This window comes from Caballeronia sp. LZ035, assembly GCF_031451175.1.
GTDB lineage: Bacteria > Pseudomonadota > Gammaproteobacteria > Burkholderiales > Burkholderiaceae > Caballeronia.
In genome coordinates this window covers 941,136-957,080 of the sequence record NZ_JARUXS010000003.1, presented here as the reverse complement: position 1 = coordinate 957,080, position 15,945 = coordinate 941,136, and the positions used below count along the sequence as shown (strand labels likewise).

The following is a 15,945-nucleotide window of genomic DNA, read 5'->3' as shown; positions in this document are numbered from 1 at the left end:
TGACGACATCAAATAATAGAGCGCACATCATCGGATAAATTCGCCGTAAATGCAAATAAGTCTCATTTGGGCGGTTGGACGATACGCTAGCCGCGCATGTTGAAGCTTGTCCGCGTACGCCGCGCCGATCGATGTACGCCGACCACAGGCTGTCAACGCTGCGACTGATGCGAGATCTTGTCCGGCGTGCCGTCGTGCCAGCCGCCTCCCAGCGCGCGGTAAGTCGAAACCGCCGCTTGCAGTCTGGCTAGACGCACTTGCGCGCCGCTGTCCTCGGCGTCGTACAAGGTGCGCTGGGCATCGAGCACGGTGAGCGATGTTTCCGCGCCCGCGCGATAGCGGCTTTGCGCAAGTTCCAGCGTACGCCGGGCCGCACTCAGTTCGTCGCGCTGCGCGAGTATCTGAGCGTCGCTTCCGGCGCTGGCATTCAGCGCGCGCTCGACGTCTGCGAATGCGGCCACGATCGACTGGCGATAAGCCGCGAGTAATTCTTCTCGTTGGGCCAGCGCCAGGTCGCGTCCGGCCGCGAGGGCGCCGGCATTGAAGACGGGGGCGGCCAATGCGGACGAGAGCGTGTAGAGCGGGTTATCGAAGATGCGCTGTAATCGGTCGCCGCCGGTCCCCACCGATGCGCCCAGCGTGATGCCCGGCAACATCGCGGCGCGTGCGGCGGCAACGTCGGCGTGCGCGGCGGCAAGCCGCGCTTCAGCGGCGGCGACGTCGGGGCGGCGCGTGAGCAAGGTCGAAGGCAGGCCCGCACCGATCGTGGGTGCGTTTACGGTGTTGAGCGAGCGGGTTGCAACGGCGAATCCACTTGCTGGCACGCCGAGCAGCAACGCGAGCGCCGCTTCGCTGTCGTTCGCTTGCTGCGATAACGAAGCAAGCACGCGCTGCTGAGCGGCGACCAGCGTGCGCTGTTGCGTGACGTCGAGCGCCGTCACGAACCCGGCGCGATACTGCGATTCGATGTTCCGGAGAATGCGACTTGCGTTGTCGCGATTGCGTCGCGCGATGTCTCCTCGTTCGCGTAACCCAACCGTTTGCAGCCAGGCATTCGCGACATCGGCGCTCATCGTCAGTTCGACCGATGCGCGATCGAACGCCGATGCCGACAGCCGGGCGCTCGCGGCGTCGCTGATAGCGCGATTGCGGCCCCACAGATCGAGCTCGAAAGTCGCTTCGATGCCGAAGTCATAGGCGCTGCCTGTCGGAATCGTATCGTTGGCGACGAAGCCGCCCTGACGGCTCGCATCGGCAAAACCCGATATTTGCGGATAGCGGCCCGCGCCCGCGATGCGCGCGCTCGCCCGCGCCTGCTTCACGCGCGCAAGCGCTGCCGCGACATCGTAATTGCCCGTGCCGGCTTGTGCGATCAGACGGTCGAGCTCGTCGTTGCCGAAGCTGCGCCACCAATCCGTGCTGAGCGTGTCCGCGCGGGAGTCTGCGCTGCCGCCGGCGTAACGATACGCGGCGGGAGACGCCACATTCGCGGCGGGTGGCGGGCTCTGGCTCAGACATGCGCTCAACGCGAGCGAAATCGGCAAGGTGAGCGCGAGGCGCTTCATCATGTCATTCGTCCGTCAAGGCGATCACCGGATCCAGGCGCGCGGCGCGCCGTGCCGGCATGAAACCGAAAACGAGTCCGGTCAGCAGCGCACATGCAAAAGACGCGAGGATCGCGCGCACGGAGAAGATCGCCGGCACATGAGCGGCGATGAGTATCGCGCCGACGGCCACGCCGATCAGCACGCCCGCCGCGCCGCCAATGGCCGCGACGAGCGTGGCCTCTGTCAGGAACTGGCGCAGGATATCGCGCTGGCGCGCACCCGTTGCGATGCGGATCCCAATTTCCCGGGTGCGCTCCTTGACCGTCATCAGCATGATGTTCATCACGCCGATACCGCCGACCAAGAGCGATATCGCCGCGATCAGACCGAGCATCATGGTGAGCATGTCCTGCGTTTCCGATTGCGCCTTGACCGACGCCGCGCGGTTATACACCTGAAAATCGCGCACATGATGCGCGCGCAGCAAAGCCTCGCCGATTTGCTGCGCTGTGTCGCTGGCGAGATCGAGCTGGTCGATCAGCACCGAGATCCACGACAACTGCGTTTTGCCGATCACCCGGTGACTGCCGGTCGAGAAGGGCACGAGCATCACGTTGTCGTCGTCCGCATCCCCCGACGTGGCGCCTTTCTCCTCCAGCTCGCCGATGACGAGGAAGGGCACGTTGTTCACGAGGACGTGCCGCCCGACCGGGTTCGCGTCGCCAAACATTCTTTCGCGCACGCGCTTGCCAATCAGCGTCACGGCTGCCAGGTGGCGCTCATCATCCCAGTCGAAGAAGCCGCCGCGCGCCGGTTGCCAGCTCAGCACGCGCGAGGCGTCCGGGCTGACTGCCCAGAGGCTCGTGCGGATGTCCGCATTGCCGTAACGCAGCGTGACGTCGCCGCGCAGAAAGGGCATCGCGACCGTGACGTTTGGCACGCGCCTCACGAGGTCCACGTCGGCCAGCGAGAGCGTGCCGCCCGGTCCGCGCGTGTTGTCGCCGCCGGGCGTGACATACATCCGGTTGGTGCCGAAGCTCGCCATCTTCGCAATGACTTCGTGTTCCGTGCCGCGGCCGATGGCGAGCATGACGATCACCGACGCCACGCCGATGATGATCCCCAACAACGTCAGCAACGTGCGGAACCGGTTGATCCACACGACGCGCCAGGCGGCGCGCAGCGCTTCGTGAATGTCCCCGAGCCGCGAGGACGAGCGCGCGGCATTGCGCGACATCGAGGCGAGCAGGGTGGCGGCGTCGAGCGCGCCCGCATCCGGCTGCGGGCTGTTCGGCTGCGAATCGGCGACGATCGTGCCGTCGGAAATCTCGATGACGCGCCGCGCACGCGCCGCAACCTCGCGATCATGCGTGATCAGAATGATCGTGTGGCCGGCCTTCGAGAGATCGGCGAGGAGCATCATGACTTCGGCGCCGCTTTGCGAATCAAGCGCGCCGGTCGGTTCGTCCGCAAGCAGAATGTGGCCGCCGTTCATGAGCGCGCGTCCGATCGACACACGCTGCTGCTGACCACCGGATAACTGGTTCGGCCGAGGATCCATGCGCTTGCCCAGCCCGAGACGCGTGAGCAGTTCCGTGGCGCGGGTCGCCCGCCGCTGCGGCGTGATACCGGCGTAGATCGCCGGAATCTCGACGTTTTCGCGGGCGGATTCCGTTGCGATCAGGTGATAGCCCTGGAACACGAATCCGAACGCCTCGCGACGCAGCCACGCGAGTTCGTCGGCGTCGAACGAGGTCACGTCCTGGCCGGCAAAGTGGTAGCTGCCCGACGACGGACGGTCGAGACAGCCGAGAATGTTCATGAGCGTCGACTTCCCCGAGCCCGATGCGCCGACGATCGCGACATACTCGCCTGCGGCAATCGACAGCGTTACGCCGCGCAGCACGTCGACAGGGGCGTCCTGGCCGCCGCCGTAGGACTTGCGCACGTCGCGCAGTTCGATCAGCGGTGCGTCGCCCGCCGGCCCGGCGCTTACCATTGAAACGCATGATCAGCGGCGCGCGCCTGATGCACGGCGGTCACCAGTCGATCGCCCGGCGCGAGGCCCGAGACGATCTGGGCGTTGATGCGGTCACGCACGCCGACGCGAATCTGGCGCGACTCCACACGAGAATCGCCGACCAGCACGCGAGCTGAATAGCGATCGGTCGAGCCACCGACTGGCGCGATCGCTGACAGCGGCGCCATGAGGACATCGCGCGCCGTCTTGTCGACGAAGAAGACTTGAGCGCTCATCTGCGGCAACAACGTCTGATCAGGGTTCAAGACATCGAACAGCACGGTGTAGAGCACGACCTTGCCCGTGTTGATCGCCTGGGCAGCGGCGCCTGCCTGCTGATCGGCGGAAGGTGCGGCGAGGTTAGGCGGCGCCGGCAACACCTGCCGCACCGTGCCGTTCCAGCGACGCTCGCTTGCGCCGAGCGTCGTGAAATAGACCGGCATTCCGGGTCGGACTTTCAGCACATCGGCCTCGGACACTTGGGTCCAGATCGTCATGGTCGACAGATCGGCGATGCGCAGGATGATCGGCGTCTGATAGGTCGAATTGAGCGTTTGACCTTCGCGTGCGTCGAGCGTGACGATCGTGCCCGCCATCGACGCATAGATTTTCGTATAGCCAATCTGAGCGTCATCCCCTTTGAGCGTGGCGAGCGCGCCGTCGATTCCGGCGACCAAATCCGCGATTTTCGCCCGTGATGCATCGAGCGACGCGCGGGCATCCTGGAGATCGGCGTCGCGCGTCGAGCCGTCGGCCATCATGCGCCGCTGACGCTCGAATTGCTGCGCCGCGAATCTTTCCCTGGCCTGCTCGGCGCGTAGCCGGGCGCGCAGGCTCACGAGCGTCGAGCGATCGACGTCGTAGCGCGCCTGCTGCACGCTCGGGTCGATCTCGACGAGCAGTTGGCCCTTCTTCACGACGTCCCCCGGCTTAACCGTGATACGCCGAATCTCGCCCGATGCCTGCGAACCGATGTCCACGTATCTGTAGGGCTGCAACGTACCGAGCGCCGCAACACTCGACTCGATATCGCCGCGTTGAAGCGTCACTGTATCGACCCGCGTAATCGTGCGGAAGAGCGTGTACCACAGCAAAAAAAGAAGGCAGAGAAGCGCAAGGAGAACAAGCAGACTAAGGGGACCACGGGTCATGCGTGTCATTGAATTGGGCGTCGTTCCTGGATGTTCCGGCAGTTAGCGGAAAAGAGGGGAATCGATCAGAGTCAGGTCGCCGAGTATAAACAATTCGCATTTAGCCGCAAGAGAAGCTCCCTTACGGTAGCGGTATTTGCACGCGATGCAAAGTAGCCGGCAGGTCCATCCAGCAAGCCTTAGCAGCCGAAACAAGTGTTCGTCGAAACAAAACTTCTTGACTTTAATTGCATGCGACACTAGCTTACGTTCCCTGAATGCAAACGGATCGCATTTAAATTCGTAAGCTTTTTGACAGATAGATGACTTTGAAAGTGATCTTAGGTAGTGAGACAGAGACATCAGGTGTTAATAGGCATTGCTGATGATAAGGATCGCAAATCAAGGGGCTGGATACCCGAGTGATCGATGGTGTTGAGACGGATGTGTCTAGTGACCCGTCTGGGCAAATCGCCGAATCTCCTCTAAAATGGAATGATTCTCATTTAAGTGATGCGCTCAGCGGCGCGGATTCGCCGCGCAACGCGCGCTTTCCGAAATTCTCGATTTGACATGAGGTGCACAGGATGAGTTGGGACGATGAAAACGCCGAGTTCGATGTCGTGGTCAACCACGAGGAGCAGTACTCCATCTGGCCAAGCTACAAGCAGATTCCCGGTGGCTGGCGTGCAGCCGGCAAGCGCGGCAAGAAGAGTGAGTGCCTCGCCTACATCGAGGAGCACTGGACGGACATGCGTCCGTTGAGCCTTCGTCAGGCAATGGATGGCGTCGCTCAGGGCGAGTCTGGGCAACGATCGCATTGACGCCGCCCGCATGAACCGCACAGGCGCAACGGACAGAGCGCTCAAGCTGTTCTGTCTGCCATACGCGGGCGGCAGCGCGTCGATTTATCGCGAATGGGCCGCGCGCCTGCCCGCATGGATCGAACTCGTGCCCTTGCACATGCCCGGACGAGGCGTGCGCCATGGCATGCCCGCGATGCTCAACTGGCCGCCGTTGCTCGATCTTCTGCTGGCGGATGCAAAGCCGCATATCGGCGGTCCATTCGCGATCTTCGGACATAGCATGGGTGCGCTGGTCGGCATCGAACTCGCGCATGCTCTGCGTGAGCGATGCGGGGCTGCGCCGATCTGGTTCGGGGCGTCGGGCTGTCGCGCGCCGCGCGATCGTGAGCCGGAGCATCACTGGCTCGCGTGTCCCGAGTCTGAGTTCATCGAGCAAGTGCGCGCGCTGAAAGGCATGCCGGAGGAGCTGCTGCAGAACCGCGAGTTCATGGATTTGGTGATGCCATACCTGCGAGCGGATTTTCACCTTTGCGGCACTTACGCATACCGCCCGCGCCGGCCGCTCGATTGCCCGATGCTGGTCCTGAGCGGCACGCGTGACGACGAACTCGCCCGCTTGCCTGAAGGCATGTCGGCGTGGCGCGACGAGACCCGTGGCGCGATCGAGGCGCGGGAGCTCGATGCGGATCACTTTTTCATCAACACCCATCGAACGGCGGTCATTGATTTCGTCGCTGACAGCCTTTCCCGATGGGTTCAGCCTTGCGGGCAGCCCGATCCGTCGCCAAGGCGATCGCATGCCTGACCGCCAGCGTCAACTGTGGAGAAGAGCAGAGTGGACAAGTTGTCGGCGCTTTTTGATTTCACGCCCTATCTCGCCCAGCGTGAGGAAGTGCTCGGGCTGATCCGGAATTTCGCCTCGCACCACGCGTTCCGTAGTGCGGCTGTCGAGGAACTCGAACTCGACGAAGATTTTTACCGGCGCCCGCTGCGTCCGGAAGATCTCGAATTTCTGAAGTTCATGAAGCCGGTGCCCGCCGAGCGCGTGAGCCGCCTGCCCGCGCTCGCCACGCAGCGGCTGCTGCTGAGCCTGAACGAAGTGAGCGTGGCGCGCCTGCCGCGCGCGGGCAGCGACGAAGACTTCGAAGCCTTCGACGCGTTCTATGGCGAGCGCAATCAGGTGCTCGGCGCGCGCATCCGTCCGTTCCTGGAACATTACGGGTTCACCTTCCTCGGCAACGAGGCGGGTCATGGCGAGACAGCGGGGGATCTCGCTGCGCGCGTGCGTGATGTCATCGGACAGGAGAAGGCCTTCTGGACGGAGATGTTTGCGCTCTTGACGGACAACGATTATCTCGTCGAAGGCTTGCGCTTCATCATGATCCAGCGCTACAGCCTCGCGCCTTCGCGCCGCATGGCGATCGAGCGTGCCGCCGCCTCGGGATTCTTCGGCAGCGTACCGGCCGAAGACCGGCCGGATCTTTCCGCGCAAGCACTCGCTCCATTGCTGGCGCGCGTCGCGCAGGCCTCGGGTGTGATCCGGCGCGAGCATTCGTACTGGCAGTTCTATTTGCCGACGAGCATGGCGAAAGCGAATTTGCTCTACGCGCTCGGCTCGCGGCCGGATCGTGCGTTCGCGTTGCTGGGAGCGGCCTTTGTCGCCGAGGCCGAAGGCGTCGCGTTCATGGCGGCGCTCACGCAGGCATGCCCCCATCTGGTTTCGCCCGAGTCGCCGCCGTTCGACGCGGCCGCCGCCACCCATGCACTCGGCGCCCGGTGCTCACGCGCGCTGGCGGGTGTCGAGCGCGACTTCGGCGCGCAGGGATTGTTTCGCGCGGCACAGGGCATCGGGGCGGGCGCGCGCATCGCGGAACGTGCCCGCTGGGATCTGGGCGAGCAATTGAAGTGGCTGTCCGCGATCGACCGCTATGTCGAGTTCGCGCATCGCATCGATCAGCGCGTGGCCGTCGAGTGTCCCGGCATTGATCGCGAGACGTTCATCGAGCCGCGCGACATGTGCTCGACGACACACGTACACAACGATCACCGGCTCGTCGTGATTCGCAACGAGGAGGGCCGCATGCTGTTTTGGGGCAATCTCGGCATGCGCCACGAGATGAGCCACGGCGACATGGTCCTGATTCCCGATGGACGGCTGCACGGTTCGACCGTGCTGTCGGAGGAATGTACCTACGACCAGCCCATCATCCCCGACGAGTGGATCGAGGAATTGCAACAGGAACTTCGCGCTTCGCCATCGGCGAGCTGACGCCGCGCAGTTTCGCAGCATCGGACCGGATGACCGCCAGGCACGCAGCACCCTCCTACCCAGCCCCGTTCTGCATCAGAACGATCCGGAATATCCAACGAGACACTGGCCCGCATACGCAGGCCAGCGGGCTTGCCTTTTTTGCGTCGACTGCGAACAGCGGGCGCAGGAAAGGCTCGCCCGGACAACCGCGTTTCTGACGGAGAGTTTCATGCAGGCTGATAACAACGGCAGCGCCGTGAAGGACAACTCCAAACGCCCGGTCAGCGACTGGCGCGCGCGTGTCCTGCACGGCGGACGGGTCGGTGTGACCGACACTCCCGCATGGCTGGGCAGTTCTTACGAGACCTTGCGCACACATGTGCTGCACCCGGAATATCCGTGCTTCTTCGGCACGATCGCCGAGCGTCGCGGGGAGATGTTCTACGCGTATGTGGAGGACGAGGACAGCGGCAATCTGGTGTCGGCCATGAGCGCCTTCACGCGCCTCGCGGCGCAGCCCGAATATCGCCGCCACAATCTGGCGGTGTTCTTCAAGCCGGATCGCGTGCCGCTTTCGCATCGCGCCTATCACGACCGCTTCTGGCGCGCGCTTCAACAACTTCACGACCTCGATCCCGATCCGCAAGCCCACCTCCAGCCCGAACCGTCGGACGAAGCATGGGAATTCGGCTTCGGCGGCTTGCAGATGTTCGTCGTCTGCGCGTGTCCTTCGTTTGCGCGCCGTCACAGCCGCAATCTCGGGCCGGGCATGGTGCTGTTGTTTCAGCCGCGCGCGGTGTTCGTCGACACCATCACCAACAAGGTGATCGGCCGCGAGGCGCGCAATCAGGTGCGGGAACGCTTGCGCAAGTGGGACGACGTGGATCCGCATCCCGACCTGGGCTTCTACGGCGATCCCGGCAATCTCGAGTGGAAGCAGTACTTCCTCGAAGACGAAAACCTGCCAGCCTCCGACCGCTGCCCGTTTCTGCGCCGGCAGCAGCGCGCCCAGACGTGGCGGCCCGTGTCCGACGGCCAGGACACCGCGCACGCGGCCAAGGGTGACACGCGCCCGCTGGCGCGCGCAGCCAGCGGCCCGTCCGACGACGACGCCGACTGACGCGCATCCCCGTCCGCATCTTGCAGCGCCGCAGTCCTGCCGGACAGCGGCCCCCGTGCACCGTTCGATAGATACGCAATGTTCCAAACTCCGAAGCATATGGCCGAGCGCCTCCAGTCGCTTGCCAAAGAACGTCCCGACGCGCGCGCACTCGTGTGCGTCGATGAAGCCGGCGACAGCACCTATTGCTACGGCGAACTGAACCGGCGCGCGCACGCGCTCGCTGCGCGTCTGGGCGGCGGCGCGCGCAAGGGTGCACGGGCGCTCCTGCTGATGGACAGCGGCGTGGACTACTTCACGGCGTTCTTCGGTTGTCTCTATTCGGGCGTGCTCGCCGTGCCGGCATTTGCGCCCGATCGCGCGCGCGAACAGTATGCGGCGCGCCTGCGGCTCATCATCGAGGATGCCGGGGCGGAGTTCGTGCTGGTGACCGCCGTGTTCGAGGAGCGCGTGCGCGCGCTGCTCGATGGCATGCCGGGCTGTCCGGAAATTGTGCTCGTCGACGCAGCGCTGCGCGACGAAGGCGACGTGGTCATTGAACTCGAAGGCGAGGACATTGCGTTTCTGCAGTACACGTCGGGTTCCACGTCAGAGCCGAAGGGCGTAATGGTGACGCACGGCAATCTGATCGCCAACGAAATCGCGATTCGCGAACGCCTGGGCGTCGGCGACGACGACGTGTTCGTCAGCTGGCTGCCGCTGCCGCACGACATGGGAATGATTGGCACCTTGCTCCAACCGGTGTTCAGCGGCATTCCGCTGGTGCTGATGTCGCCCGCGCATTTTCTGGAGCAGCCGGTGCGCTGGCTCGCGGCCATCAGCCGGCATCGCGGCACGATTTCCGGTGGTCCCGACTTTTCGTTCCGGCTGTGCAGCGAACGCATTCGCGATGCGCAGATGAAGGACATCGACCTGTCCTCCTGGCGCGTGGCCTTCTCCGGCTCCGAACCGGTGCGATTCGACACGCTGTCGGCTTTCGTCGAGCGTTTCGGCGCGTTCGGCTTCGACAGCGGCGCGCTTTATCCATGTTACGGACTGGCCGAGGCGACGCTGCTCGTGACGGGTGGCGAGCGCGGCCAGGGCGTTGTTTCGATGGCCGCGCCCGTCGCGGGAGACGAAACGGCGCGTGTCGCTGGCAAGCGGCTGGTCGGCTGCGGGCGCGTGCCGGGCTCACACGACATTTGCATCGTCGCGCGCTCGGGAGACGAAGTGCTGCCCGAGGGCGACACCGGTGAGATCTGGGTCAGCGGACCGAGCGTCGCGGCCGGCTACTGGCGCAACGCCCAGGCGACCGCTGCCACGTTCGTCGAGCGATTCGGACGACGCTGGCTGCGCACGGGCGATCTCGGCATGATGGTCGGCGGCGAATTGTATGTGACCGGGCGCGTGAAGGACCTGATCATCGTACGCGGCCTGAACGTCTATCCGCAGGATATCGAGCAGCGCGTCGAGGATGAACTCGATCTCGTGCGCAAGGGCCGCGTGGCGGCGTTCGCGGTCGAGATCGACGGCCGCGAGGGCATCGGCATCGCGGCGGAAATCGCGCGGCGGACGCAGTCGCTGGTTGCACCGCAGGCGATCATCGACGAGCTCGATGCGCTGGTGTCGTCGCTGACCGGCGAGCCGTTGTCGGTCGCGGTGCTGCTCAATCCGGGTGCGCTGCCCAAGACTTCGAGCGGCAAGCTCCAGCGCACTGCGGTGTTGCGCGGCTGGCAGAATGGCTCGCTCGATGCGTGGATCACCTGGCAGGCTGGCGACGGTCTGACGGCGACGCCTCCGGATGCATCTCCTGCTGCCTCGCTCGCGGCGTCCAGCGAAACTGAACGCGCGCTCGCGGCGATCTGGTCCGAGGTGCTCGGCTGCGATGTGACGACTCGCGACGCCCAGTTTTTCCGTCTGGGCGGCGACTCGATCCAGGCAGTGCGGGTGGTGGCTCGGGTCGCGGCGACGCTCGCGTCCGGCTACGGTGTGAGTGAGTTGTTCGACGCGCCCCGGCTGTCCGATGCCGCCGAGCGCATTGACCGATTGCGCGCGCGGCAGGGCGGCGCGAGCGCGCTGCCGGCCATCGAACGTCAGCCCGCGTTCGACCGGGTTTCGCCGTTGAGCCATGCGCAACGCCGCCTGTGGGCGTTATGGCGGCTCGATCCGTCCGACACCGCTTATAACGTTGCCGGGACGCTTACGCTGGAAGGCTCGCTCGAGGCCGATGCCCTGAACGACGCGCTCGCCGCGCTCATCGCGCGTCACCCTGTGCTGCGCGCACGCTTCAGCGAGGATGCCGACGGCGAGCCGCAGCAGATCGTCGATGCCGACGCAAGCGTGAGCATCGCGCGGCTCGATCTGCGCACGGCGCCCGACGCTGACGCAACGGCGCAAGATGCCGCACGCCGCCTCGCCGATGAGCCGTTCGACCTCCGGCACGGCCCGCTGCTGCGCGCGGCGCTGCTGTCGTTGGGCGACGACCGTCACCGGTTGGTGCTGGCGCTGCATCACATCGTCTGCGATGCCTGGTCGATGCAGCGCTTCGTTGACGAATTAGCCGAACTGTACAGCGCGGGCGTCGAAGCGCGCGCGCCTGCGCTTCCCGGTCCCGTGCTGCAATACACGGACTATGCCGCGTGGCAGCGGACATGGATCGGCGGCGCGGAGCATACGTCCCAGCTCGACTACTGGCGTCGCACGCTCGGCACCGAGCCCGCGCCCGCGCTGACGACCGACCGGCCGCGCCGGATCGACGGCAGCCGCGGTTCGCGCAAGGCGGCGCAGCACGCCATCGAACTGCCGCCAGGGTTCGATCAGGCGATCCGCCGGGTCGCCGGCGCGCACGACGTGACCCCGTCGATGCTGTTTCTGACCGCGCTCGGTCTGGTGCTGCGGGCGCATACGTCAAGCGACGACGTACGCGTGGGCATTCCGGTCGCGAACCGGCACCGGCCCCGCACGCAGGACATCGCGGGCTTCTTCGTCAATACGCTTGTGCTGCGCATGGCGTTCGACGGCACGCAGCCGTTGAGCGACGCGCTGCGGCGCGTACGCGGCGCCGCCATCGATGCGCACGCACATCAGGACTTGCCGTTCGACGTGCTTCTCGAAGCGTTGCGCCCGAACCGCGCGCTCGACGAAACGCCGCTTTTCCAGGTGATGTTCAATCACGTCGTCGGTGAGTCTGCGCCCCGTTCGCGCTGGCCCGGCCTGAGCGCGAGCATCGACCTGTTGCTGCCTGCCGATGCCCAGTTCGATCTCACGCTCGACATTCAGGAGTCGCGCACGCACGGCTTCGAGGCGCGCTTCATCTATCCGGAGGCGCTGTTCGAGGCCGCCACCGTGGCGCGTTACGCCGCGCATCTGGTCGCCTGTCTCGAAGCGCTCACGAACGATACGGCGCGTACGCCGCGCGACGTGCCGATGCTCACGGCAGGCGAAACCGCAAGCCTTCTCGAATGGAGCGCGCCGCGCGGGCATTGCGCCGGCGGCATGCCGCTGCACCGGCGTATCGAGGCGCACGCGGCTCGCGATCCGCAGGCTGTCGCCCTCGTGTACGAAGGCGTGAACGTCAGTTACGGCGAACTCAACGCCCGCGCCAATCGTCTCGCGCGTCGGCTTGTGCAGCATGGCGTCGGTCTCGAAACGCGCGTCGGATTGGCGCTGGACCGCTCGGCGGAACTGGTGATCGGCGTGCTGGCGATCCTCAAGGCGGGCGGCGCTTATGTGCCGCTTGACCCGCGCTATCCGGCGGAACGCCTCGCTTTCCTCATGACCGACAGCGGCATGACGCTGCTGCTCACGCAAGCATCGCTGCGCGAGTCGCTGCCCGCGACGCCGGGTGTCGCCGTACTCGATATCGACGCCGACGCCGCGCTCGCGGGCAACAACGACACGGCCAATCCCGATCTGGCCGTGGACGCATCGCATCTGGCGTATGTGATCTACACGTCGGGTTCGACCGGGCAACCGAAGGGCGCGCTCATCACGCACGCGAATGTCGGCCGTCTGCTGGATTCCACCGCTGCTGACTTCCGCTTCGGCCCGGATGACGTCTGGACGCTGTTCCATTCCTATGCATTCGATTTTTCCGTGTGGGAGATGTTCGGCGCGCTCTGTCTGGGCGGGCGGCTGGTGATCGTGCCTTATCTCGTGAGTCGCGCGCCCGCAGAGTTCCTCACACTGCTGCGACGCGAGGGCGTCACGGTGCTGAATCAGACGCCATCGGCGTTTCGCCAGCTCACGCAGCAGTCCGCTCTGTTCGAAGCCCGGGACCTCGCGCTGCGCGTGGTGATCTTCGGCGGCGAGGCGCTGGAAACGGCCACGCTGCGCCGCTGGTTCACGCATTTCGGCGATGCATCGCCACGCATGGTCAACATGTACGGCATCACCGAGACGACCGTTCACGTCACGTTCCGTCCGCTCACGCGCGCGGATGCCGATGCCGACCGCAGCCCGGTCGGACGGCAGATTGCCGACCTCGGCCTGTACGTGCTCGATGGGCACGGCGCACTTGCGCCTATCGGCGTGACGGGCGAACTGCATGTCGCGGGCGCGGGACTCGCGCGCGGCTACCTCGGCCGCGCGGCGCTCACCGCGAGCCGGTTCGTGCCGAATCCGTTCGCCGCCGACGGCAGCCGCCTGTATCGCACCGGCGATCTCGCCCGCTGGCGCGCCGACGGCGAGCTCGACTATCTCGGACGTCTGGATCATCAGGTCAAGATTCGCGGACACCGCATCGAACTGGGCGAAATCGAAGCGCGCCTGCTGGCTCAGGACGGCGTGCGCGAGGCGGTGGCTACGACCGACGCGGGACCGTCCGGCGCTCGCGTGATCGCGCATATCGGTGGCGATGCCGACCCCGCCGCGCTACGCGCCGCGCTCGCACGCGTGCTGCCCGACTACATGGTGCCTGCCGCGATCGTGCGGCTGGACGCGCTGCCGCTCACCGCTCACGGCAAGGTCGACATGCGTGCGCTGCCTGCGCCCGTGTTCGAGTCCGAAAGCTACGAAACGCCTCGCTCCGGCATCGAGACGCGGCTTGCGGCCATCTGGCGCGAGGCGCTCGACGTCGCCCGCGTCGGACGGCACGATAACTTCTTCGCGCTCGGCGGCGATTCGATCCTGACGCTGAAGGTCGCCGCGCGCGCCACGCGCGAAGGCTTGCCGCTGACGCCGCGGCAGATATTCGGGCACCAGAGCGTCGCCGCGCTTGCGGACGCACTTGCTGCCGCCGCCGTTCCGGACCCGGCCACACCCGCCGCGCCGCCGCTCGAACCGCTCGCCGACCGCACGTGCTTGCCCTTGTCGCATGCGCAACAGCGGCTCTGGTTCTTGTGGAATCTCCAGCCGGATAGCACGGCTTACCATATCGCGGGCGGCCTGCGCCTGACGGGTGCGCTCGACATCGGCGCAGCGCGTGCCGCGTTCGACGGCATCGTCGCGCGGCACGACATCCTGCGCACCACGTTCAGCGATGACGAGGACGGCGCAGCCACGCAGATCGTGCATGCACGGTTGCCGCATGCGTTCCGCGAGTTCGATGCACCCGCTGAAGCCGATGCCCGCATTTTTGCCGATGCGTTCATGCAGGAAACCTTCGATCTGCGCGCGGGGCCGCTGCTGCGCGTGGCGGTCGTCCGGATGGGCGAGGGCGTTCATTGGTTGCTGCTGTCGATGCATCACATCGTCTCGGACGGCTGGTCGCTCGATGTCCTGCTCGACGAATTCGTCGCCCGTTACCGGGCCTCAGGCGAGGCATCGCGCCACGCCGCCCCCCCGCAGTTGGCCGCGCTGCCGGTGCAGTACGCCGATTACGCCGCCTGGCAACGCGCCTGGCTGGAGGCGGGCGAGCGCGAGCGTCAACTCGCGTACTGGCGAGAAGCGCTCGGCGCACAGGTCGAAGCGCTGGCGCTGCCCGTCGACCGGCCGCGCCGCCCGCTGGCGCACTATCGCGCGGCACGCCACGACCTGACGATCCCGGCGGCGCTCGGCGACCGTTTGCATGCCTACGCGAAGGCGCACGACACGACCCTGTTCACCGTGCTGCTGGCGGGCTATCACGCGCTGCTGCACCGGCATACCGGGCAGCGCGCGATCCGCGTCGGCGTGCCGGTGGGCAACCGCGAGCGCGCTGAAGTCGCCAATCTGATTGGCTTCTTCGTCAACACGCAGGTGTTGCACGCCGACGTCGAACCGCGCGCGACGCTCGCCACGTTGCTCGCCGCAACGCGCGAGCGCGCGCTGGCAGCGCAGCAGCATCAGGAGTTGCCTTTCGACGTGCTGGTCGAAGCGCTGCAACCGGAGCGCAGCCTGAGCCGCTCGCCCCTGTTCCAGACGATGTTCAACCATCACAAGGTCGACAGGCGCGTACTGAACACGCTCGACGGCTTGCGCGTCGAGCGTCTCGATGACGGCGTCCGCAGCGCCCAGTTCGAACTGATGCTCGACACGACCGAACATCACGACGGCTCCCTCACGGCGGCGCTGACGTACGCAAGCGAGTTGTTTGATGCGGGCACCGTCGAGCGTATGGGACGGCACTATCTGGCCATGCTCGCGAGCTTTGTCGACGACGACAGCCGCGCGCTCGGGGACGCGCCGCTCTTCGATGCGGCCGAGCACGCCGCACTGCTGGCGCTCGGGCGCGAGCCCGAACCGGCGCGCGCTCCGCAGGCCTTCGTCGACGTGGCGGCGCACATCGGCGCGCAGGCGGCGGCCACGCCCCAGGCGATCGCGGTGCGCTGCGGCGCGCAGTCGATGACCTACGGCGAACTCGATGCGCGCGCCAACCGTCTCGCGCATCGGCTGCGTGCGCTCGATGCGCGGCCCGGGATCATGGTGGGCGTGGCCGTCGAGCGCTCGGTGGCGATGGTGGTCGCGCTGCTTGCCGTGCTGCGCAGCGGCGCGGCGTATGTGCCGCTCGATCCGGCTTATCCGCGCGAACGCTTGAGACTGATGATGGAAGACAGCGGCCTCGCGCTGCTGCTCACCGACGCCGAAGCGGGCGTTGCGCTGCCGGCGGTCGACGGTGTCATGCGGCTGGACGTGAATACCGTCCGGCTCGACGACGAACCTGCCACGCCGCCG

8 protein-coding genes (1 of these 8 cut by a window edge) are annotated in these 15,945 nt (G+C 66.0%); 5 read left to right on the top strand and 3 right to left on the bottom strand.

Annotation, left to right across the window (positions count from 1 at the left end):
• Positions 1-152 precede the first annotated feature (152 nt).
• From QCE88_RS27060 to QCE88_RS27050, 3 genes are read right to left on the bottom strand one after another with little or no spacing between them, the layout of a single operon-like run.
• On the bottom strand, positions 153-1,568 hold the full coding sequence (locus tag QCE88_RS27060) for an efflux transporter outer membrane subunit (RefSeq protein WP_309907953.1): 1,416 nt from the start codon (positions 1,566-1,568) through the stop codon (positions 153-155).
• A 1-nt stretch (position 1,569) separates the two neighbouring features.
• The gene (locus tag QCE88_RS27055; protein ID WP_309907952.1) at positions 1,570-3,546 is read right to left on the bottom strand and encodes a MacB family efflux pump subunit; all 1,977 of its coding nucleotides are present in this window, start codon (positions 3,544-3,546) and stop codon (positions 1,570-1,572) included.
• Entirely contained in the window at positions 3,540-4,616 is a 1,077-nt protein-coding gene (locus tag QCE88_RS27050) for an efflux RND transporter periplasmic adaptor subunit (protein WP_309907951.1), read from the bottom strand. The genes QCE88_RS27055 and QCE88_RS27050 overlap by 7 nt, the downstream gene beginning before the upstream one ends.
• Positions 4,617-5,284: 668 nt before the next feature.
• Here QCE88_RS27050 and QCE88_RS27045 point away from each other — a divergent pair.
• The 5 genes from QCE88_RS27045 to QCE88_RS27025 all read left to right on the top strand — a co-directional run.
• On the top strand, positions 5,285-5,521 hold the full coding sequence (locus QCE88_RS27045) for an MbtH family NRPS accessory protein (protein ID WP_309907950.1): 237 nt from the start codon (positions 5,285-5,287) through the stop codon (positions 5,519-5,521).
• A 10-nt stretch (positions 5,522-5,531) separates the two neighbouring features.
• On the top strand, positions 5,532-6,308 hold the full coding sequence (locus QCE88_RS27040) for an alpha/beta fold hydrolase (RefSeq protein WP_309907949.1): 777 nt from the start codon (positions 5,532-5,534) through the stop codon (positions 6,306-6,308).
• Between the two features lie 30 nt (positions 6,309-6,338).
• Positions 6,339-7,772: a peptide synthetase gene (locus QCE88_RS27035; protein ID WP_309907948.1), complete on the top strand. Its 1,434-nt coding sequence runs from the start codon at positions 6,339-6,341 to the stop codon at positions 7,770-7,772.
• A 211-nt stretch (positions 7,773-7,983) separates the two neighbouring features.
• The gene (locus QCE88_RS27030) at positions 7,984-8,874 is read left to right on the top strand and encodes a YqcI/YcgG family protein (protein ID WP_309907947.1); all 891 of its coding nucleotides are present in this window, start codon (positions 7,984-7,986) and stop codon (positions 8,872-8,874) included.
• 78 nt (positions 8,875-8,952) lie between these two features.
• Positions 8,953-15,945, top strand: the 5' portion of a protein-coding gene (locus QCE88_RS27025) for a non-ribosomal peptide synthase/polyketide synthase (protein ID WP_309907946.1). Its footprint extends 19,227 nt past the window's final position; the window shows 6,993 of its 26,220 coding nt (coding positions 1-6,993); it begins with the start codon at positions 8,953-8,955; its stop codon lies beyond the right edge, outside the window.